Source organism: Paenibacillus sp. FSL L8-0502, from assembly GCF_038593055.1.
In the GTDB taxonomy this organism is placed as follows: Bacteria; Bacillota; Bacilli; order Paenibacillales; family Paenibacillaceae; genus Paenibacillus; species Paenibacillus polymyxa_D.
The window spans coordinates 3840956-3860309 of the sequence record NZ_CP151958.1 but is presented as its reverse complement, the minus strand read 5'-3'; the positions used below and the strand labels follow the sequence as shown (position 1 = coordinate 3860309).

The following is a 19354-nucleotide window of genomic DNA, read 5'->3' as shown; positions in this document are numbered from 1 at the left end:
CTAAGCCATAGTAATATGGTATAGTTTGTCGTATGAAACTGAGGTGACCGACGTTGTTTGAAATGCTGATGCCCAAATTACGGGTGAATACCGTCTTTGATATTGATCTTGAAGGCTTATATGCTCAAGGATATCGCGGCATTATTACGGATCTGGATAACACGCTGGTCGGCGCAAAAGCGCCGAATGCAACTCCCGAGCTGGTGGCCTGGTTTGAGAAGGTCAAACAGGCGGGTTTTAAGCTTGTCATCGTGTCTAACAACAATATGGACCGTGTATCCGTGTTTGCTACGCCTTTGGACATTGAATTTATACATGCCGCACGGAAGCCCTCCAACTCGTCTTTTCGTAGAGCCATCCGTATGATGGGGCTGACTCCGGAAGAAACTATTATGGTCGGAGACCAAATGTTGACGGACGTATTGGGAGGTAACCGACTGGGGTTGCATACGGTGTTGGTGCTACCGATATCCATTCATGATGAAGGAGTCATGACTCGATTTAATCGGCGGTTGGAGCGAATCGCGCTCACAAGGTTACGTAAGAAAGGCTTATGGCTTGAGGAGGAAAAGAAGAATGACTGAAAGACCTGACGGCGGCACTGCCGTCAAATGTAGTGGTTGCGGTATAACCGTGCAGACCACTAGCCCGGAGCTTCCGGGATTTATTCCTGAAAAATTGCTTACTCGCGAACCTGTCATCTGTCAGCGTTGTTTCCGAATCAAAAACTATAATGAGACGTCTTCAGTGACGGTGGATCAAGATGAGTTTTTGAAGCTGCTCAGCCAGATTGGCGACAAGGATGCACTCGTTATCCACATTGTAGATATTTTTGATTTTGAAGGCAGCTTGATTTCCGGTCTGCAACGCTTTGTAGGCTCTAATCCGGTTATACTGGCTGTAAACAAGACCGATTTGCTGCCTAAGGTAACGAATTGGAACAAGATACGTAACTGGGTACAAAAGCAAGCGAAGGAGCAAGGGCTTCGCACGGAAGAAATCGTACTGTGCTCAGCTAAAAAAAATCAGGGCTTTGACCGTCTTTTGGATGTGGTATCTGAGCTCCGTGGTAACCGCGATGTATATGTGGTTGGAGCGACAAATGTGGGTAAATCCACGCTCATTAACCGTTTGATTCGTGATTATAGCGACATGGAGCAGGAGCTCACAACGTCCCGTTACCCGGGAACTACACTCGATATGGTGAATATTCCGCTCGACGACGGCAAGCACATTATTGATACTCCGGGTATTGTATACCCTTGGCGATTCAGTGAGATCGTCTCCCGTCAGGACTTGAGCGCTATTATGCCGGACAAGCCGCTGAAGCCTGCTGCGTATCAGCTTGATGCCGGACAAACATTGTTTTTCGGCGGTATGGCCCGATTTGATTTTGTCGACGGTCAGCACCAATCTTTTACCTGCTACATTAACGGTGGTCTTAAGATACATCGCACGAAGCTGGAGCGAGCTGATCAGTTGTTCGCTGATCATGCCGGGGAATTGTTATCTCCGCCAACACGCGATCAATTGGCAGAGATGCCGGAATGGACAAGACATGAGTTCCGCGTGCCACGCAAGTCTCCATCGGACATCTATATTTCCGGCTTGGGATGGATCAGGGTAAATAGCGAGAACGGAGCTCTGGTTGCGATTCATGCTCCTCGGGGAGTCCGTGTGCTTTTGCGGCCTGCGTTGATATAACGTTGCTGTAACCATGTTATAGGGCGGCAAGGAACAGGTACTGTACTGGTTCCTGCCGCCATTCATGTATTTGTGCGGCCTAATATTTTGCAATATGGGGGAGAGCGACGATGAACAGCGGGGAGTCTGAAGCGACTGAACAAGGTCTTGTACTATTGGGCGTATTGGGTGATCCAATCAAGCACTCCAAATCGCCTCTTATGCATAAAATAGCTTTGCAGGCAGCGGCGATTGAAGGAGATTTTGTACCTCTTCATGTAAAACCGGATCAGCTGGAAGATGCCATGAAGGGGATTCGCGCTTTGCATTTCCGCGGAGTCAATGTGACGATTCCCCATAAAGTCGAGGTTATGAAATATCTGGATGAGATTGATGAAGGTGCCAGACTCATTGGCGCTGTCAATACGATAGTAAATGATAATGGACGGCTTAAGGGGTATAACACGGACGGAATTGGCTACGTACGTTCCCTCAAAGAAGAGACTTCTGTTGAGTTGAAGGGAGCAAGAATTGCTGTGCTTGGAGCCGGAGGGGCTGCTCGTGGCGTGATTCATGCTCTGTTGGAGGAGCAGCCGGAATCGGTCATTATTTTGAACCGAACACGTGACAAAGCTGAGCAACTGGCATTAGAGTGGACGACGGAAGCGATCCCAGTGAGGGGTTATTCCAACGAGGATGCCAAGAGCGTGCTCGCCACAGTGAATGTTTTGATTAACACAACCTCGGTGGGAATGTCTCCTTTATCGGATGAACTTCCACTGGAAACGAGCTTGATTCCGGAGGGAATCATTGTGAGTGATTTGATCTACAACCCGTTGGAAACGAGACTTTTACAGGAAAGCCGTGAACAGCGCGGCTGCACTGTACATGGGGGCTTGGGCATGTTCGTGTACCAGGGGGCTGTGGCTTTTGAGTATTTTACAGGGGTTGTCCCTGCTGTAGAGCAAATGAGAGCAGCTGTGCTGAGTAGCCTGTCGTAAGTAAGAGGGTACATTAAAATTATGGAAATGCTGCATTGCATATGTGGCGACGAAGGGGTTAAATATACATGTTAACAGGTAAACAAAAAAGATATCTGCGCTCAATGGCGCATCATTTGGACCCGGTTTTTCAAGTAGGCAAAAACGGTACGAATGAGCATCTTATGCGTCACATCAACGATGCGATTGAAAAGCGTGAGCTGATGAAAGTACAAATTTTGAACAACTGTTTGGACGACAAGCATGAAATTGCGGAAGAACTGGCCGCGGAGACAGGTTCTGAGCTTGTACAGATCATCGGGAGCACTATTATTTTGTACAAAGAATCCCGTGACCATAAGGAAATTGAGTTGCCTAGAGGATAACATGCGGGGAGAAAATTATGAAAATCGGTATTATGGGTGGTACATTTGACCCGATTCATATTGGACATCTGCTGGCTGGAGAAGCGGCAAGAGATGCCTATGGGCTAGATCAAGTATGGTTTATGCCTTCTCATATTCCTCCGCACAAGCATCAGGCGGGGGCGAGCGGTAAAGAGCGTCTGGAGATGACGAGTGAAGCGGTGGCGGGTCATCCTGCTTTTGAAGTGCTGGATATTGAAGTGCTTCGCGGGGGAGTATCCTATACCATTGACACGATCAAGGAGCTTCAGGAGTTGCATTCTGCTGTGGATTTTTATTTTATTATTGGTGCGGATATGGTGAACTACTTGCCTCATTGGCAGGGAATTGAGGAACTGGCGCAGCGAATTTGTTTCATTGGTGTTCGGCGCCCAGGATTCCAGCTTGCAATGGATGAGTTGCCACAATATTTGCAGGACAAGGTACTGCTGGCAGATATGCCAGTGGTGGACATTTCGTCCACGGATATTCGAGAGCGTGCTGCGGAAGGGCGCACTATCCGTTATCTTGTGCCTGATCGAGTGCATGACTATATTACAAGGGGCGGTTTGTATGAAGTACAGCCGTGAGCAATTAATGGAAGCCGTATCTGGTCAAATGCCTGAAAAACGCTGGAAGCACACACTAGGTGTTATGCATACCTCAGTGGAGCTTGCGAAGCGTTATGGAGCAGATCCGGATAAGGCCGAACTGGCGGCTATTTTGCATGATTTAGCGAAATATTGGCCTGTTCAGCAGATGGAAGAGGTGATTCGCAGTCATCCCGAATGTGATCAGGAGCTTTTGGAACATGACAAGCAGCTCTGGCATTCAGAGGTAGGATACTGCGTTGCAGCAAGAGATTACGGAGTGGATGATTCTGAAATAAGGAATGCGATCCGCTGGCATACGTCAGGACGCGTAGGTATGAGCCTGCTGGACAAAGTCGTGTGTCTCGCTGATTACATCGAACCGGGACGGGATTTTCCCGGGGTTGAGCATATCCGTAAACAGGCAAAGAAAAGTTTGGAGCAGGGCCTTGTCGCTGGATTTGACTCCACAATTTCATTGTTGCTGGAGAAGAAAAAGGTTATTTTTCCACTGACAGTCTTGTCGCGCAATGACTTGATTCAACAACTAAAACAGAGAAAAACGGAGGTTCATGAATGACCCTAACTAATGAGCAATTAATGCAAACAGCGGTTGATGCCGCAAATGATAAAAAAGCAATGAATATTGTCGCACTGGATTTGCGGGGAATATCACTTGTAGCTGATTATTTTGTCATCTGCCACGGTAATTCGGATACACAGGTACAGGCGATTGCAACAGAAATTCGCAAACGCGCTCATGATGAAGGTGTAACTATCAAAGGAATCGAAGGAATGGATTCCGCCCGTTGGGTTCTAATGGATTTGGGGGATGTCGTAGTGCATGTCTTCCATCGCGACGAGCGCGAATATTACAACATTGAACGACTCTGGTCGGATGCTAAGGTTGTGGAAAAGGTATGAGTTTGATCGCCGGTACTTATGTCACCATTATGGTGGATCGTGAGGTATCTCCTTTCGGCTACTTTCTCACTGTTGGTGAGCAGGATGTGCTGCTGCACTATACGGAGCTGACACGTGAAATTGAAGTTGGTGAACGGTTGGAGGTATTTATTTTTCACGATACAGAGGACCGTTTGGCTGCAACCATGAAAAAGCCGTTCTTGTCGTTGGGCGAAATGGCTAAGCTTGAGGTGGCCGATGTGCATCCGCGTTTGGGTTGTTTCCTGGAGATGGGATTGGGTCGTCAGCTTTTGCTGCCGATTCGTGAGTTGCCAGAAAACCGAGATTTGCATCCTCGGGTGGGCGACTACGTGTATGCCATTATGGAGCATGACAAGCAAGGCAGATTGCGGGCTAAGCTGGCAGGGGAACAGGAACTGGCTCCGTTGTGCTTCCACGCCCCTGATTCGTGGCTGAATACGTGGGTGCAGGCGACTGTGTACAAGCCGCTTCAAATGGGCACATTCGTTCTGGTGGACGGAGGGGTGCTTGGTTTTGGCGCGATTGGGATGATTCACTCCTCAGAACGCAACCGGATGCTTCGCTTGGGCGAAGAGGTTAAGGTACGGGTCACGCTTGTTCGCGAAGACGGTCGGGTCAATCTGGCAATGTCGCCACGCAAGGAAGTGGGCCGTGATGAGGATGCGGATCGATTGATTGCTTTTCTGAAAGAGCGTCCGGGCGGCGGTATGCCTTACTCCGACGCAACACCGCCGGATATTATCAAGCAACGGTTTGGTATTAGTAAATCCGCCTTCAAGCGTGCGATGGGCAAGCTGATGAAGGAAGGAATGGTTACACAAAAGGAAAACTGGACCTACCTGGTGGAGAAAATGCCGAAACCGAAGGACGGGAATGGGGAATAAAAAATGGCTTCTTACCGGAAGTTTGCCTATGTGTATGATGAGCTGATGCAGGACATGCCGTACCCGGACTGGTTGCGCTTTGCACGGCAGGCTTGGGATCAGTACGGGATGCCGCATACGGTGGCCGAGCTGGGCTGCGGAACGGGTTCAATTACGATTCCCCTGGTTAACTCAGGGTTCGAAGTGGCTGGAATCGACTTATCCTCTGACATGCTGGCAGTAGCCCGTCGCAAAATGGAAACCACTCCACAGGGACAGCGATTGTTTCGTGAGGGAAGCGTTCGCTGGATACAGCAGGATATGAGAGAATGGATTTTACCCGAGCCTGTGGATTCTGTAATTTCTTTTTGCGATTGTCTGAATTACTTGTTGGAGGAAGAAGATATCATTTCTACTTTTCGCAGAACGCATGTTGGTCTGAAGCCTGGCGGAACCTTTTTGTTCGATGTGCATCATCCCCAGACGTTTTTACGTTATGATGAAGAGCAGCCTTTCGTACTGGACGAACGCTCTATCTCATATATCTGGACATGTGCGTTGGACACTCCCCGTTGTGAAATTGAGCATCATCTTAGTATCTTTGCGAAAGCAGAACATGAAGGACGCGATCTATACCAGCGTTTCGAGGAAATACATGTACAACGTGCCTATGACCCAGACTGGATGAAGGCAGAATTGTCCAAAGCGGGTTTTCGCGATGTGAAGGTATATGCGGATTTTGAATGGGTAGAAGCAGAAGATGACGCGGCGAGACTGTTTTATGTTGCTGTAAAATAGCAAAGATTCATTGAACGAATATGGGAAAAAAAAGACGCTTTTCATGATGACATGAAGGGCGTCTTTTTGCACTTATATATTCACTTTATAGTTCAACTGAAGCTCATCACCCGGTACACCCCGAATGCCCCAGTTCTGTTTGGGTGTTTCAAATATAGTAATCTCAAGATCCTGTGGAGAAATACCCAAAAGATCGTTAATTCTTTGGAATAACAGGCTAATGAGTTGCTTCTTAGCTTCTATCGTTCTGCCTTCAAAGATACTGATTTCAATAATGGTGTACGCCTCAGAGCGACCATCGGCATATATAAAATCTTCCTGATCCATAGGAAAAAAACGATGAAACCTCTTGTCAGGAGGATATTTGAACGCATCCACCACAGCAGAATGAATCACCTCTGAAAGTTGCTTTTTGATTGGATTTAGAGTCTCTTTTATTCCGTAAATTTTAATTTGTGCCATGTCTCAGCTCACCTTTCTTATCTCAACTCATCTCAGCTTGAAGCGATTTAACTCGGAATTATTATAAAACATTCGTATGCATGTGTCATGAAAATTTAGTATGGAGAGGGCTCTTAACACCAAAGGTAGTCCTTATTTGACTTTTTTCGCGGTTTTCAATATAATAGTGCCATTATTAACGGTTAAACAATCGCTGATGAGGAGTAGTAGCTTTGTCTGGACATGTAGAGAGCCGGCGGGTGGTGCAAGCCGGTTGACAGCACAAAGTGAACTCGCCTCGGAGATATGCGTCCAACGCAGGAACGCCCTATACTGGTGCTTGTATCCTGTTATTAACCCGCATCGGATCACCTCCGTTATCAGGTGCAAAGGGAGTAGAACGCGAAGAACGCTTTCTGCTAACTAGGGTGGTACCACGGGAATATAACCTCTCGTCCCTAGCGCTGACACGCTACGGGATGCAGAGGTTTTTTTGTTGCATACCGTTTGAGGAGGAAAAGACAATGACAGACACACAGCCGAAGCACGGCTATCAACCGCAAAGTATTGAACCAAAATGGCAGAAATATTGGGATGAGAACAAGACGTTCCGCACCGGGGAAGAACCGGGCAAACCGAAGTTTTATGCTTTGGATATGTTTCCGTACCCATCTGGAGCCGGCCTGCATGTAGGCCACCCGGAGGGCTACACAGCTACGGATATTGTTTCACGTTATAAAAGAATGCGCGGCTACAACGTACTGCATCCGATGGGTTGGGACGCCTTCGGTCTGCCTGCGGAGCAGCATGCGCTGGATACAGGGGAGCACCCACGCGAAATTACGGTGAAAAACGTAAATAACTTCCGCCGTCAAATCAAATCGCTCGGCTTCTCCTACGACTGGGATCGTGAAATCAGCACGACGGATCCTGATTATTACAAATGGACACAATGGATCTTCATCCAGCTGTACAAGCGCGGCCTTGCATATGTAGCTGAAGTACCTGTGAACTGGTGCCCAGCGCTGGGAACGGTGCTGGCGAATGAAGAAGTTATTGACGGTAAGAGTGAGCGTGGCGGTCATCCGGTCGTCCGTAAACCAATGCGTCAATGGATGCTGAAAATTACGGAATACGCGGATCGTCTGCTGGATGATCTGGAGGAACTGGATTGGTCTGAGAGTATTAAGGATATGCAACGGAACTGGATCGGTAAGTCTACCGGGGCAGAGGTTCGTTTTCCGATTGAGGGCTATGACGAGCAACTCACAGTATTTACAACTCGCCCAGATACACTGTTCGGCGCAAGCTACTGTGTGCTGGCACCAGAGCAGGAATTGGTGGATATTATCACTACGCCTGAGCAAAAGGATGCTGTACAACAGTACCGTGAACAAGCTGCTCGTAAAAGCGATCTGGAGCGTACGGATCTGGCCAAGGATAAAACAGGCGTATTCACAGGAGCTTATGCAGTGAACCCAGTGAACGGCGAAAAGCTGCCGATCTGGATTGCTGACTATGTACTGGCAGGCTACGGAACTGGAGCGATTATGGCTGTACCTGCTCACGATACGCGTGACTGGGAATTTGCCAAGCAATTCGGATTGAATATCATTGAGGTTGTCCAAGGTGGAGATGTGGCTAATGAGCCATATACTGAGGATGGACCACACGTGAATTCAGGCCCGCTGAATGGACTTACCAACGAGGACGCGATTCCGAAGATGATTGAATGGCTGGAAGCCGAGGGCAAAGGACACGGCAAAGTCACCTACCGCCTGCGTGACTGGCTGTTCAGCCGTCAACGCTATTGGGGCGAGCCGATTCCGGTAATTCATCTGGAGGATGGAACGATCAAAACGGTTCCTGAGGACCAACTTCCGCTCGTACTGCCGGAGATGGACAATATTAAGCCTTCAGGTACAGGTGAATCCCCGCTGGCGAACGCAACAGATTGGGTGGAAACCATTGATCCTGAGACAGGTATGAAAGCACGTCGCGAGACGAATACAATGCCGCAATGGGCAGGAAGTTGCTGGTATTACCTGCGCTTTATTGATCCGAAAAATGACAAAGAGCTTGTATCCAAAGAGAAACAACGTGAATGGATGCCTGTTGATTTGTATATTGGCGGAGCTGAACATGCGGTTCTTCACTTGCTGTATGCCCGTTTCTGGCATAAGGTATTGTATGATATCGGCGTAGTGGAAACGAAAGAGCCTTTTTATAAGCTGGTCAACCAGGGTATGATTTTGGGCAACAACAATGAAAAAATGAGTAAATCACGCGGTAATGTCATTAATCCTGATGATATTGTCAATACGTTTGGCGCCGATACGCTGCGTATTTATGAGATGTTTATGGGGCCGCTGGAAGCGACCAAGCCATGGAATGAGAATGGGGTAGAGGGAGCACATCGTTTTCTGTCCCGCGTATGGCGCCTGTTTGTTTCCGAGGATGGTAGCCTGAACGATAAAATTACAAATGACGGCGGTAGCGATGAGTTCAATCGTACTTGGCATAAAACGCTGAAAAAAGTAACTGAAGATCTGGATGCACTGCGCTTCAATACAGCGATCAGCCAGCTGATGATCTTCACCAACGATGCATATAAAGCAGACCTTCTGCCGCGTGCAGCAATGGAAAACTTCGTGCAAATGCTGTCGCCGCTTGCACCCCATCTGGCCGAGGAATTGTGGCAGCTGCTGGGGCACAATGATAGCATTACCTACGCGGCTTGGCCTGCTTATGATGAAGCATGGACGGTGGACGCCGAAGTGGAAATTGTTGTGCAAGTGAATGGTAAAATTGTGCAGCGTGCAACGATTGCCAAGGATCTTGATGCTAAAGCGATGGAAGCATTCGCTGTGTCGTTGGACAATGTTCAGCAGGCACTGGCCGGCAAAACGATCCGCAAGGTAATTGCTGTTCCAGGTAAGCTGGTTAATATTGTTGCCGGTTAATTGGCTTTAATCCGAAGGAGACATCTATCTTTTGCATGTCCTCTTCATATTTGTTGTGCGTTACCTGTATCAGCTCGGGAAAGACACTATGCAGGCTGATGTCCAACAGTGCGAGAGCTTCGGCGGTAATACCTCCGGGAACCGCTACTCTGGCCTGTAACTCGGCTGGTGTCATCCCGCCTTCCGTGAGCAGCTTTCCAGTGCCGATGATCATTTCACCGGCCAGAGCGCATAGCTCCGTACGGTCCATACCTGTAGCTTGAACTGCGGCTTGAATCCACTGGTCCATAAAAAAGGCCAAGAAAGCAGGACCGCAACTCGAAAAATCCGACGTGATCCGAGTATAAGATTCTTTAACCCGAATCGGCCTGCTGATGTGGGACATAAGCTCTTCCAGAAGGAAGCGGTCCTCCTCTGTAATCCGGCTTCCATGGATGCATAATGAGGCTCCGCTGCCTACTTGGTGGGTGATACTGGGGATAATTTTGGACACTTTAGCTTTCAGTGCATGCTCTAAAATACGAATCTGCACCGGGCTTGTGATAGATACGACGATTTGCTCTTCTGTAATGACGTTGCGTATTTCATCCGTTACGGCTTTTGATTCCAGCGGCTTCACACAGATAAACAGAACATCGCTTTCCGCTGCCGTTTCACGGTTGCTTTGGACTGCATGCAAACCTGGATAACGACGGGCTAGCTCGGTTACCTTGGAATGCGTTCGATTACTTGCTGATATTTGCTGCGGCTTGAGTGCGTTAGAATGAATAAAAGACTGAATTAGCAGACTTCCCATGCTGCCAGTCCCGATAAATCCAACTTTCATTGTTCAACGTCCTCCTTTCATACTTTGCGGTATAGACGCTGTGCTGTCAGCTGTCATTCTTCTTAGTGTATGCGCCTGGTCTTGGCCGACATGACGAATTTTATGTCTGAGCATGTTAGATCGTGCCCGGGGTCGTACCACTTTATTGTAAAAATGCTCACAGCGAGACCGTATGGAGGTTGTTTACACCCTCCGGCTAAACGGGAATTGGACAGACGTGCTCTGTTTGATAGAGGCGGTGTTTTCAGTCGGCTCAATTTCTCGAATCCATGTGGAGTAGGGGACGATACGGAAATGAAACGCGTATGGACAGGAACAGCGATAACGCTTGCTGTAATCGGCAGTGGACTTATTTTATTTGCCGGAGGACAGCGTTCTGAGCCGCAAGAAGAGTGGACTTTACTTAACCATAAGGTGGAGCAGGCTGTGGCGATGGATTCAGAGCCAAATGAGTCGCAGCGCAGCAGTGACTTTGCCCAGGAAAAGCCTGCTGTAAAAGAACCTTCAGACAAAGCTGAGCGTAGTAGGATTGCTGAAACCGCTGATAAAGTGATACGCGATACTGTGCAGATTTCTACTGGTGCATCTGCTGCTGTGAGCGAAAACTCTATTGCGGGAAATTCGAATACCGAGAAGCAGTCAGGTGTTGCAGATCCAAGCTCAGACACAGGTATTGTCAGTTCGAGTGGTGCAACGACGAGTAGGACCAATACGGTAAGTGATTCGGTTACTACACCCGTTTCCGGCGAAAAAAAGGTAAACATCAACACGGCGACTGCTGCTGAGTTAATGGAGCTACCAGGGGTTGGGGCTAAAAAAGCCGAGGCTATTTTAAACTATCGTAATCAACATGGGGTGTTCAAACGTGTGAACGATTTGGATCATGTAAAGGGAATCGGAGCTAAAATGTTGGCGAAAATGAAGCCGTATGTCAGCTTGTAACTTATATAAGAATTACAATCTACAGGCTCTGAGAACGGCAATAGCGGAAATGTTTTACGTTTTAACTTGTTTATACGGGAGAGATGGAAATGAGTGCAGATGTACGCAAGGACTGGGACACCTACTTCATGGATATCGCTTATATGGTATCCACCCGTTCGCGCTGCGCGCGGCGTCATGTTGGAGCCGTACTTGTACAAGGTAAAAAGCTCTTGGGGACGGCCTATAATGGAGCACCATCGGGGGTGCCTGACTGTTCAGAGGCAGGTTGTATGATTTCAGAGGAGTATGAGGTCGTTCACCGTGATGGGCACGAGGAAATGGTTAAAAAGCAGCGTTGTATTCGCACTATTCATGCAGAGCAGAACCTGCTGCTGTTTACTGACCGAATTGATCGTGAAGGCTCTTCAGTATATGTCACCGACCAGCCATGCTGGACGTGTGCCAATATGTTGGCGAACAGCGGTATTGTGGAGATTGTATACCACCGACCTTATCCCAAAGATGCCGACAAGGTTCGTGCTATGATGGAGGAAAAGGGCATCGCTTTTCGCATGCTGAAGACCTATCATCCACCAAAAGAAACGCTGATGGATGTTATGAATTAAAAAGTAAACGAGGAAGAACCTCTGACGAATGCTATTTTGTCAGAGGTTCTTTTTGTTTTGTGTTTTTAAACAGAAAGCAATGTTTGCTACCGGAAGGTGATCGTATTCAAGCTAAGCTTGTGTTAACTAGACCTATATTGACCCTTACTGTTTGTTGGATTACAGGAAGTGCAGGAGCATGTCTGTATTCTGGACGTATGCTTTTGTTACTCTGGGCGGGGATTACTCTGATCTTTCCGCTTATAGCTTTATTGATGAAAATCCCCATCCGGCATATGGTGTTACTTTGGCTTGTATTCAGCGGAGGTGGATTTCATTGGTTTTGGCATGATATGCATAATGTTAGCAGTATTCCCGATGCTCTTCATGTATCGTCATCTATGGTGGAAGACATGCCTGTTCAAGCAGCAGGGTTTATCGCTTCTGAAGTGCAGGTAGATGGTGATCGAACACAGTTTGAGATGAGAGTTACTTCAATCAATCACTTCGGAAATCATTCGAACAAGGACGAGAATCGTGCACCAATTTCTGAACAGGTCATTGTTCATATCAAGTTGGCTGCCAAGCAGGAACAGCAACTTGCGGCAGCATGGCAACGTGGAGATGCGATCCTACTGCGTGGCACCTTAAAGGCTCCTGCAAAAGCGGGGAACTTTGGTGGCTTTGATTACAGTGAATACCTGCACACACAGGAAATCCACTGGTTTTTCAAAGGCGATGGGGCAGCCTCGTTACAGAAGCAGGATGCTTCACTATGGAACCGCTACACTTTGTTCAGGTGGAATGACCAGCTTAGGGAGCAGCTAGGACAGAGAATGGAACTGGCATTTACATCGCTTCATCACGCAGGATATATGAAAGGACTGGTACTTGGGGTAACAGATGAGTTGGACCCAGCAACCTATAACGAGTTTACGCAGCTTGGTTTAACGCATATTTTAGCAATATCGGGCATGCATGTGGCGGTATATGCAGCTACACTATTATATCTACTCAGGCTGTTACGAGTTAGCCGCGAGACATCTCTTACGGTCGTGATGATACTCATTCCGGCTTATGTCCTGCTGACTGGTGCTTCTGCCTCTGTTGTGAGGGCAGGAATTATGGCGATGATCGGCTTGTTTGCAGCCCGACGAGGGTTGCTCAAAGACGGACTTAATATTCTAAGTATATCCGCGCTGCTCATGCTGATTTGGAATCCATATTATCTACTTAGCGTCAGCTTTCAGCTTTCCTTTTTGGTGACAGGTGGGTTGCTCATTTATATGCCGCTTATGAAGCCGTTTTTCGCCAAATGGCCTTTCCTGATCGGCGGTGAAGTTGCGATTACAATTACGGCACAGCTTGTTTCGTTTCCAATGACGGTATTCTACTTTAATCAATTTTCGCTGCTATCATTTGCGGCCAATTTTGTGCTTGTACCTCTTATTACATATATCGTGCTTCCATTGGGTACGGTGGCGATGGGAGTTGCCTTTTTGTGGGGGGATGGGGCTCGCATTTTTGCTTGGCCGGCAGAGCAATTGAACGATTTGACCTTTTTACTAGTAAAATGGCTGAATGTGGATGATGCTTATGTGAGTATTTGGCCGTCTTCCTCCATTCTGTGGGTCATAGCGTATTACGTAGCTTTGTACAGTGTTTTGTACTGGCTCACAACATGGCTGACATCCCGCAGAAAAACGAACGACATTACCGTCTTGGACTCTACTCCCAATTCATCAACTATCTATACAGGATTAGCAGCTTCTTCAGAGTGGGCGGCTATATTGCATACGGCTCTTGAACCTGAGGGAGCAGGGAGATTTGCGCGTCGACAGTGGAATGGTTATCGTCATTTGGCACTGGCTCTAAGTGTTATTGCTTGGCTTGGAATATTGTATACAGGTTACCAATCTCCTGGTGAGGGGAATACGGGAATTGTTCAATATCTGGATGTGGGCCAAGGTGACAGCATTTTAATCACAACGCCGGGCGGGAAACATATCTTGGTTGATGGCGGGGGAACAATGGACTTTGCAACAGGGAAAAATGCTTGGCGCAAGCGTGCAGATCCCTACGAGGTAGGTAAAGATACGCTTGTACCCTTACTAAAGCAACGAGGTGTGCATCGACTAGATGCTGTCATTTTAACACACGGAGATCATGATCATGCCGGAGGATTACAAGCTGTGCTTGACCAGATTCCCGTATCTACCTTGTTTTTTAATGGTACCCTGACAGATAAAGCTCCATTCCGTAAGCTGTTGAACACGGCTTTAGATAAGCAGATCAAGCTGTACGGGGCACATCATAGCATGGAATGGGAACCAGACCAGGCTACGAAAATCCGCTTTCTCTATCCGTTTACGCTACCGGATAACGAATCTGAACAGCTGCCTGTTATGAAGGAACAAAATCATTACTCTGTTGCCATGATATTGGAGATGGAGGGAGCCTCCTTTTTGTTCACAGGAGATATGGATGATGCAGCAGAGTCATTGTTGCTTGCTGAATTAACCCCTTCTTCATTCCGTTTGAAAGATGAGGGAGCAACGGGAGGGGCAAGGAATGCTATAGATGTCATGAAAATAGCACATCACGGCAGCAAGTATTCTACCTCGGAAGAGTGGTTATCCTACTGGCGACCGAGAGTATCTGTCATTTCGGTCGGTGCGACCAATACTTACGGACATCCGAATGAAGCGGTATTGGAACGTTTGTCAGCAGTTGATTCTGCTATATATCGAACCGATACGATGGGAGAGATACAGATTCGAGCACAGCAAGGAAAACTGAGTGTGCGGTACCAACGCAAACAGTACAAAACAGATACGAATACAACAACACACTAAAACGGGTGCTCACTCTTAGGAGTGTGTTGTTTGCTTTGAATCCAATCTACATGGACAGTAGCTGTAAGCTTTGATAGAATCAAATGAGTTATGAAAATGAGAATCATTATTAATAGGGGAAATATTGTGAGTTATTTTAAATTTAGAGCTTCAGCTTGTTTGTTCATCATTTCGTTAATGCTGGTATTGAGCGCAATGCTACAAGTGGGGGTGAGACTGCAACGGAAAGCGGTCAATCGGCTGCTGCCAAGACCACATCAACTGGAGATGAAGCTGCCACGCGTACATATGAAAGTGATAAAGGTACAATTACTCTTCTTATTTAATGTTGGGTATTAGAGGTGATGGAGCAGCCAAGGAAAAGATATTTTATCTAAAAGCGTGTGAAGAACCTTTCTGCCGTTAAATCAGGTAAAGTATATCAATACTCAATCGAAGATTTTTATTTTCAAGATCCGATTGCTCTGACTTATCAATTAGAATGCATATCGGATTTTTTGATTTCCAAGAAGTAACAATATGATCTTGCAGCTCGATAGGCTAGCATTTAGATGTAGTAGGAGCTAAGGGAAGGTGACTACCTTCCCTTTTTCTGTTATTCTAAGGGAGGATACGCTGGGGATTCTGGGCTTTTTGGTATAATTTTTTTTGTTGAAAAAATAAAATTAGTGTCAGACGTCTATCCTGCAACAATTTGTAAAAGGGATACGTCTGTAATATTGCAGGGAGAGGGGGATCCTTTGTGGTAGAGCAGGGACTCATTCGAGCCGCTCAATCGGGCGATCGCGACGCTCTCATTACCCTATTAAGAGAGATAGAACAGCATGTGTACCGTACGGCATATTACATTCTAAACAATGAGCAGGACGCCATGGATGCTTCACAAGAAGCCCTCATACGGATCTATTCCAAAATTAACTCTTATGAGGAAAAAGCGCAGTTTAAAACCTGGGTCCAACGCATTGTAACGAATATATGCATCGACAAATTCAGAAGAACGAAGCCCTCGGTTTCCATTGACGAGCACGACATGATATTCAACGATCCCCAAAATGTGGAGGTCGAGGTGTTGACCTCTTACATGGCACAGGATGTTCGTGAGGCTATACAACAGCTTCCGGAGCACCACCGGACGGTAATTGTCTTAAGATATTTGCAGGATTTCTCCTATAACGAGATTGCAGATTCTCTGGATTTGCCGCTAAATACGGTCAAGTCATACTTATATCGTGCAAGACAGCAATTGCAAGGGCTACTTCAGGAATATCAGAAAGGTGGTGTATCAGGATGAAGTGTGGGGAAGAGGTGATGGATTGGATGCAGCGTTATGTGGATCATGAGCTGGGCGAAGAAGAGACGTCCCAATTAATGAACCATATTGCGACTTGCCCGGACTGTGCGGAAAAATTTCTTATTCTTCAGACACTCTCTCGCGAGCTGGAGGAATTGCCTGCGGTTTCCCCGGCGTTCAGCCTGGTGGATTCCATCCTGCCTCAGCTTGATGCCATTGACCGCGCACGTGAAGAGCAGGGAAGTGCGCTTCAGGAAATGCAGCCTGTGGCTGTAGAGCCTGGACCAGTGCCTAGACAACGTACCCAGCCTATACCTTGGTGGAATCGAATGGCTGGGCGCGCTGCTATAGGCGTGGCTGCCGCTGCTGTTGTACTGGGGATTGTAGTATTTAACTTCGAGCCTAAAACAGTACAAGATGCGGAAGGCATACTTACTACCCAGTCGCCCGAAGTGACGAATCCGCAGAATCAGACGGAAACTCTTCCAGGTACAGCCAATGGCAGTGGAGGACATGATACAGCCATTGGTTCGGATTCTACAAAGCAGCCGTCAGAGCAGGGGCAAGAAACGGATGCATCTCAGCCACCTGCGGATAAAGATCCTGGCCTGAGCAAACAAGGTGCAACTAATGCAGACGATGAAAAGAACTCTTCCAAACGGGATGCTGGGGAACGTGACGATCAGCGAGCTGGGGAGGAAGATTCGACGAAGTCTGCACAAGCCGAACATTCTTCTCGTCAGGATGAAGGGCATGGACAGCTACGTACGGATCGTCAGGTGACAAAGGAAAATCCGTCTGCTGGAGATGCTCCTAAATCTGAGGACAAACAGCTAAGTCAGGAAAAATCTGATCAATCCACGATTGCTCCTGATGAACAGTTGGAACCGAAAATGGAAAAAGCACCCCTAGCGGGTACTGCTCAGGACGATAATAATGGTAACACAAGTACGAATGATTCATCTTCGTCGCTTAGTCAGGATTTGAAGGTACAGGATCGAATTGCGTCAAATGAAGCGTCGAAAGAAGCGACTTCCAGAAGCATCACCAAGGATTCGGGCAATGCCTTGGGAACGGATAGCAGCAATGCAGCTTCTAATGATCAGCAATCATCCGTGTCACAAGACCCGGTTCGTAAAGAAGGCTTTGTATCTAATTCACTGGTCTCTCCGGACAACAATAATGCCTCCAACTATAGTGCCCAATCTGTCTCTACAGATCAGCTCAACTCGCCTGATGGTAGCTATGCGGTGGCTATTGAGGGCAAAAAGCTGAAAGTGTATAAGCTTTCCGATAACGGTGTAGACCGAACAACACTGGAAGTCCGTACTCTAAAAGGTGCCTGGGTCAAAGGAAGCTGGTCGGAAGACAGCCAGACCTTTATGTATGAGACGGAGCAGGATGGGACTGCAAGTAAATATACGTACACCGTTCCGCGCAGCACTGGAAAATAGTTTCCCGAAGTTGACACACTTTTAAAAACAGGGAATAAACTATATGAACCGACGTCGTATCCCGACGGCCGAAAGTTTCTAGAGCTTTCTGCTGCCGTGTTGATATAGATGGTGGTGAAGGGATCCTGCCTATAGGTAGGGTCCCTTCGTTTGTGTCATGACTTGCCTTCCGCTCGGATGTCAGGTACGATCAGTGGGTGGGGGGAACGGAAAATGGATGTAAAAACAGCCTCTAAGGCTATTCGCAAAGGCGACATTTCGCCAGTGTATTTGCTATACGGTAGTGAAAAATACCAAATGAAGCAGTTTGTTGAGATGCTTAAAGAGAAAGTGGTGGAAGAGGAGCATCGTGACTTCGCCATCATTCCTTATGATTTAACCGAAACGCCAATTGAGGTGGTTGTGGAGGAGGCGGAAACAGCGCCTTTTCTGGTACCAAAGAAGCTGATTATTGTACGGGATACCAGTGTATTTGCAGCAGGCAAAGATAGCGGTAAGATAGAGCACCGGCTTGAGACGCTGTTGACTTATATGGATAACCCGACTGACTATAGCGTCATCGTTTTTACGGTTCAGGCTGAAAAGTTGGATGAACGGAAAAAGATTGTCAAAAAGCTAAAAAGTGATGCTTCGGTTATTGCCTTTGCTCCAATGGGTGGAGATGATCTTGTGGCTTGGATCCATAAGCGTGCAGGAGAAAGAGAAGTGCAATTGGCTGCAGGAGCTGCTGAAAGCCTCATTCAATTCACAGGTACTGGGCTGCAATCCTTGGCTGCCGAGATAGACAAGCTCTGCTTGTACGCAGGAGCACAGGGAACGATTTCATCCGCTGATATTGAATCCCTGGTGCCTCGTAACACAGAGCAAAACGTATTTGCGATGGTTGAGGATCTGGCTAATTTGCGGCTGGATAAGGCGCTCAGTATTTTTTATGAGTTGCTTAAGCAAAAAGAGGAACCGATCAAGATTGCCGCTTTGATCACGCGACAGTTCCGTATTATGTTACAGGTCAAAGAACTGGCAGGTCAAAGCTATTCCCAGCAACAAATTGCGAGTCAGCTTAGTTTGCATCCTTATGGGGTGAAAGTTGCGGGGGACCAAGCGCGGAGGTTCCGCCCTGAGCAGCTACGTCAGCTTCTCTACGAATTGGGCGAGCTGGATTATCATATGAAAACAGGTGTCGTTGACAAGGTACTGGGACTGGAGCTATTTTTGATGAAAATGGGTGCGGGGGCTTCGATCTAATTCCACTCATGTGCTGCTAATAGAGTCAGCTTATGTAGCGCAGAATGCTGATGCTGTAAACGAATAAAAGTTATAAACTAAAAAAACCTGATCAGCCAAGGCTGGTCAGGTTTTTTTCATTAACGTATGAAAGTAGCTCTTGCTTACGCTTGAGCTGTAAGAGCGTTAAGTTTTTTCGCCAAGCGAGATTTCTTGCGGGCAGCTGCATTTTTGTGGATCAGACCTTTAGTTACAGCCTTGTCCAGCTTTTGGGAAGCTACTTTGAAAGCAGCAGCAGCAGTTTCAGCTTCGTTACCTACCAACGCTGTATCGGCAGCTTTTACTGCTGTACGAAGCGCGGATTTTTGGGAAGCGTTCAACGCACGGCGTTTGTCGCTAGTTTTAACGCGTTTGATAGCGGATTTGATGTTTGGCATTACATTCACCTCCTGTAAAGGCATTACTTATGAACACAAACGTTTCACAACTTAAAATATTTTAGCATGCC

21 protein-coding genes and 1 other annotated feature are annotated in these 19354 nt (G+C 47.3%); of the genes, 18 read left to right on the top strand and 3 right to left on the bottom strand.

Annotated elements, in window-relative coordinates:
* Positions 1–53 precede the first annotated feature (53 nt).
* From NSQ57_RS16720 to NSQ57_RS16680, 9 genes are all read left to right on the top strand, one after another.
* Positions 54–584 carry a YqeG family HAD IIIA-type phosphatase gene (locus NSQ57_RS16720; protein WP_013311200.1) on the top strand — a complete coding sequence of 177 codons (531 nt, stop codon included), beginning with the start codon at positions 54–56 and terminating at the stop codon, positions 582–584.
* Positions 577–1704 (top strand): ribosome biogenesis GTPase YqeH, encoded by a 1128-nt coding sequence (gene yqeH / locus NSQ57_RS16715; RefSeq protein WP_069010449.1) that lies wholly within the window; start codon positions 577–579, stop codon positions 1702–1704. Before NSQ57_RS16720 ends, yqeH begins: the two co-directional genes overlap by 8 nt.
* Before the next feature lie 110 nt (positions 1705–1814).
* On the top strand, positions 1815–2684 hold the full coding sequence (gene aroE, locus NSQ57_RS16710; RefSeq protein WP_029515378.1) for a shikimate dehydrogenase: 870 nt from the start codon (positions 1815–1817) through the stop codon (positions 2682–2684).
* Positions 2685–2752: 68 nt separating this feature from the next.
* Positions 2753–3049: a ribosome assembly RNA-binding protein YhbY gene (gene yhbY / locus NSQ57_RS16705; protein ID WP_013311197.1), complete on the top strand. Its 297-nt coding sequence runs from the start codon at positions 2753–2755 to the stop codon at positions 3047–3049.
* 17 nt (positions 3050–3066) lie between these two features.
* Positions 3067–3657 carry a nicotinate-nucleotide adenylyltransferase gene (gene nadD, locus NSQ57_RS16700; protein WP_341039669.1) on the top strand — a complete coding sequence of 197 codons (591 nt, stop codon included), beginning with the start codon at positions 3067–3069 and terminating at the stop codon, positions 3655–3657.
* Complete coding sequence (gene yqeK, locus NSQ57_RS16695; RefSeq protein ID WP_341039668.1) at positions 3641–4237, top strand: bis(5'-nucleosyl)-tetraphosphatase (symmetrical) YqeK; 597 nt, start codon at positions 3641–3643, stop codon at positions 4235–4237. The genes nadD and yqeK overlap by 17 nt, the downstream gene beginning before the upstream one ends.
* Positions 4234–4581, top strand: coding sequence for a ribosome silencing factor (gene rsfS / locus NSQ57_RS16690; protein WP_013311194.1), 348 nt, complete (start codon positions 4234–4236; stop codon positions 4579–4581). Before yqeK ends, rsfS begins: the two co-directional genes overlap by 4 nt.
* A complete protein-coding gene (locus NSQ57_RS16685; RefSeq protein WP_029515375.1) occupies positions 4578–5486 on the top strand; it encodes a S1-like domain-containing RNA-binding protein in 909 nt (302 codons plus the stop codon). Before rsfS ends, NSQ57_RS16685 begins: the two co-directional genes overlap by 4 nt.
* 3 nt (positions 5487–5489) lie before the next feature.
* Positions 5490–6263: a class I SAM-dependent methyltransferase gene (locus NSQ57_RS16680; RefSeq protein ID WP_029515374.1), complete on the top strand. Its 774-nt coding sequence runs from the start codon at positions 5490–5492 to the stop codon at positions 6261–6263.
* Between the two features lie 72 nt (positions 6264–6335).
* Here the strand turns inward: NSQ57_RS16680 and NSQ57_RS16675 are convergent, their stop codons facing one another.
* Positions 6336–6725: a tautomerase family protein gene (locus NSQ57_RS16675; RefSeq protein WP_029515373.1), complete on the bottom strand. Its 390-nt coding sequence runs from the start codon at positions 6723–6725 to the stop codon at positions 6336–6338.
* A 184-nt stretch (positions 6726–6909) separates the two neighbouring features.
* Positions 6910–7167: a binding site (T-box leader), on the top strand.
* 61 nt (positions 7168–7228) lie between these two features.
* Here NSQ57_RS16675 and leuS point away from each other — a divergent pair.
* On the top strand, positions 7229–9667 hold the full coding sequence (leuS, locus tag NSQ57_RS16670) for a leucine--tRNA ligase (RefSeq protein ID WP_069010451.1): 2439 nt from the start codon (positions 7229–7231) through the stop codon (positions 9665–9667).
* Here leuS and comER read toward each other — a convergent pair.
* The gene (comER, locus tag NSQ57_RS16665) at positions 9648–10493 is read right to left on the bottom strand and encodes a late competence protein ComER (RefSeq protein ID WP_029515371.1); all 846 of its coding nucleotides are present in this window, start codon (positions 10491–10493) and stop codon (positions 9648–9650) included. The two genes, leuS and comER, sit on opposite strands and share 20 nt — an antisense overlap.
* Before the next feature lie 294 nt (positions 10494–10787).
* Here comER and NSQ57_RS16660 point away from each other — a divergent pair, with 294 nt between their 5' ends.
* The 8 genes from NSQ57_RS16660 to holA all read left to right on the top strand — a co-directional run bounded on the left by NSQ57_RS16660 (position 10788) and on the right by holA (position 18867).
* Positions 10788–11435 carry a ComEA family DNA-binding protein gene (locus tag NSQ57_RS16660; RefSeq protein WP_165148973.1) on the top strand — a complete coding sequence of 216 codons (648 nt, stop codon included), beginning with the start codon at positions 10788–10790 and terminating at the stop codon, positions 11433–11435.
* An 89-nt stretch (positions 11436–11524) separates the two neighbouring features.
* Positions 11525–12043 (top strand): cytidine/deoxycytidylate deaminase family protein, encoded by a 519-nt coding sequence (locus NSQ57_RS16655; RefSeq protein WP_069010453.1) that lies wholly within the window; start codon positions 11525–11527, stop codon positions 12041–12043.
* A gap of 178 nt (positions 12044–12221) precedes the next feature.
* On the top strand, positions 12222–12374 hold the full coding sequence (locus tag NSQ57_RS16650) for a hypothetical protein (protein WP_238794850.1): 153 nt from the start codon (positions 12222–12224) through the stop codon (positions 12372–12374).
* Positions 12304–14877, top strand: a complete 2574-nt coding sequence (locus NSQ57_RS16645) for a ComEC/Rec2 family competence protein (RefSeq protein ID WP_340887098.1) — start codon at positions 12304–12306, stop codon at positions 14875–14877. The genes NSQ57_RS16650 and NSQ57_RS16645 overlap by 71 nt, the downstream gene beginning before the upstream one ends.
* Positions 14878–15003: 126 nt before the next feature.
* Positions 15004–15216, top strand: coding sequence for a hypothetical protein (locus NSQ57_RS16640; protein WP_069010454.1), 213 nt, complete (start codon positions 15004–15006; stop codon positions 15214–15216).
* A gap of 403 nt (positions 15217–15619) precedes the next feature.
* Entirely contained in the window at positions 15620–16168 is a 549-nt protein-coding gene (locus tag NSQ57_RS16635) for a sigma-70 family RNA polymerase sigma factor (protein WP_013311184.1), read from the top strand.
* Complete coding sequence (locus tag NSQ57_RS16630; protein ID WP_165148979.1) at positions 16165–17622, top strand: zf-HC2 domain-containing protein; 1458 nt, start codon at positions 16165–16167, stop codon at positions 17620–17622. The genes NSQ57_RS16635 and NSQ57_RS16630 overlap by 4 nt, the downstream gene beginning before the upstream one ends.
* A gap of 213 nt (positions 17623–17835) precedes the next feature.
* Entirely contained in the window at positions 17836–18867 is a 1032-nt protein-coding gene (gene holA, locus NSQ57_RS16625; RefSeq protein ID WP_029515366.1) for a DNA polymerase III subunit delta, read from the top strand.
* 143 nt (positions 18868–19010) lie between these two features.
* Here the strand turns inward: holA and rpsT are convergent, their stop codons facing one another.
* Positions 19011–19283 (bottom strand): 30S ribosomal protein S20, encoded by a 273-nt coding sequence (gene rpsT / locus NSQ57_RS16620; protein WP_013311181.1) that lies wholly within the window; start codon positions 19281–19283, stop codon positions 19011–19013.
* Between the last annotated feature and the right edge of the window lie 71 nt (positions 19284–19354).

What these genes read in the sequence shown, in the direction of transcription:
- yqeH (WP_069010449.1), top strand. Translation starts at nt 577, where the DNA reads ATGACTGAAAGACCTGACGGCGGCACTGCCGTCAAATGTAGTGGTTGC.
- aroE (WP_029515378.1), top strand. Translation starts at nt 1,815, where the DNA reads ATGAACAGCGGGGAGTCTGAAGCGACTGAACAAGGTCTTGTACTATTG.
- yhbY (WP_013311197.1), top strand. Translation starts at nt 2,753, where the DNA reads ATGTTAACAGGTAAACAAAAAAGATATCTGCGCTCAATGGCGCATCAT.
- nadD (WP_341039669.1), top strand. Translation starts at nt 3,067, where the DNA reads ATGAAAATCGGTATTATGGGTGGTACATTTGACCCGATTCATATTGGA.
- yqeK (WP_341039668.1), top strand. Translation starts at nt 3,641, where the DNA reads ATGAAGTACAGCCGTGAGCAATTAATGGAAGCCGTATCTGGTCAAATG.
- rsfS (WP_013311194.1), top strand. Translation starts at nt 4,234, where the DNA reads ATGACCCTAACTAATGAGCAATTAATGCAAACAGCGGTTGATGCCGCA.
- NSQ57_RS16685 (WP_029515375.1), top strand. Translation starts at nt 4,578, where the DNA reads ATGAGTTTGATCGCCGGTACTTATGTCACCATTATGGTGGATCGTGAG.
- NSQ57_RS16680 (WP_029515374.1), top strand. Translation starts at nt 5,490, where the DNA reads ATGGCTTCTTACCGGAAGTTTGCCTATGTGTATGATGAGCTGATGCAG.
- NSQ57_RS16675 (WP_029515373.1), bottom strand. Translation starts at nt 6,725, where the DNA reads ATGGCACAAATTAAAATTTACGGAATAAAAGAGACTCTAAATCCAATC.
- leuS (WP_069010451.1), top strand. Translation starts at nt 7,229, where the DNA reads ATGACAGACACACAGCCGAAGCACGGCTATCAACCGCAAAGTATTGAA.
- comER (WP_029515371.1), bottom strand. Translation starts at nt 10,493, where the DNA reads ATGAAAGTTGGATTTATCGGGACTGGCAGCATGGGAAGTCTGCTAATT.
- NSQ57_RS16660 (WP_165148973.1), top strand. Translation starts at nt 10,788, where the DNA reads ATGAAACGCGTATGGACAGGAACAGCGATAACGCTTGCTGTAATCGGC.
- NSQ57_RS16655 (WP_069010453.1), top strand. Translation starts at nt 11,525, where the DNA reads ATGAGTGCAGATGTACGCAAGGACTGGGACACCTACTTCATGGATATC.
- NSQ57_RS16650 (WP_238794850.1), top strand. Translation starts at nt 12,222, where the DNA reads ATGTCTGTATTCTGGACGTATGCTTTTGTTACTCTGGGCGGGGATTAC.
- NSQ57_RS16630 (WP_165148979.1), top strand. Translation starts at nt 16,165, where the DNA reads ATGAAGTGTGGGGAAGAGGTGATGGATTGGATGCAGCGTTATGTGGAT.
- holA (WP_029515366.1), top strand. Translation starts at nt 17,836, where the DNA reads ATGGATGTAAAAACAGCCTCTAAGGCTATTCGCAAAGGCGACATTTCG.
- rpsT (WP_013311181.1), bottom strand. Translation starts at nt 19,283, where the DNA reads ATGCCAAACATCAAATCCGCTATCAAACGCGTTAAAACTAGCGACAAA.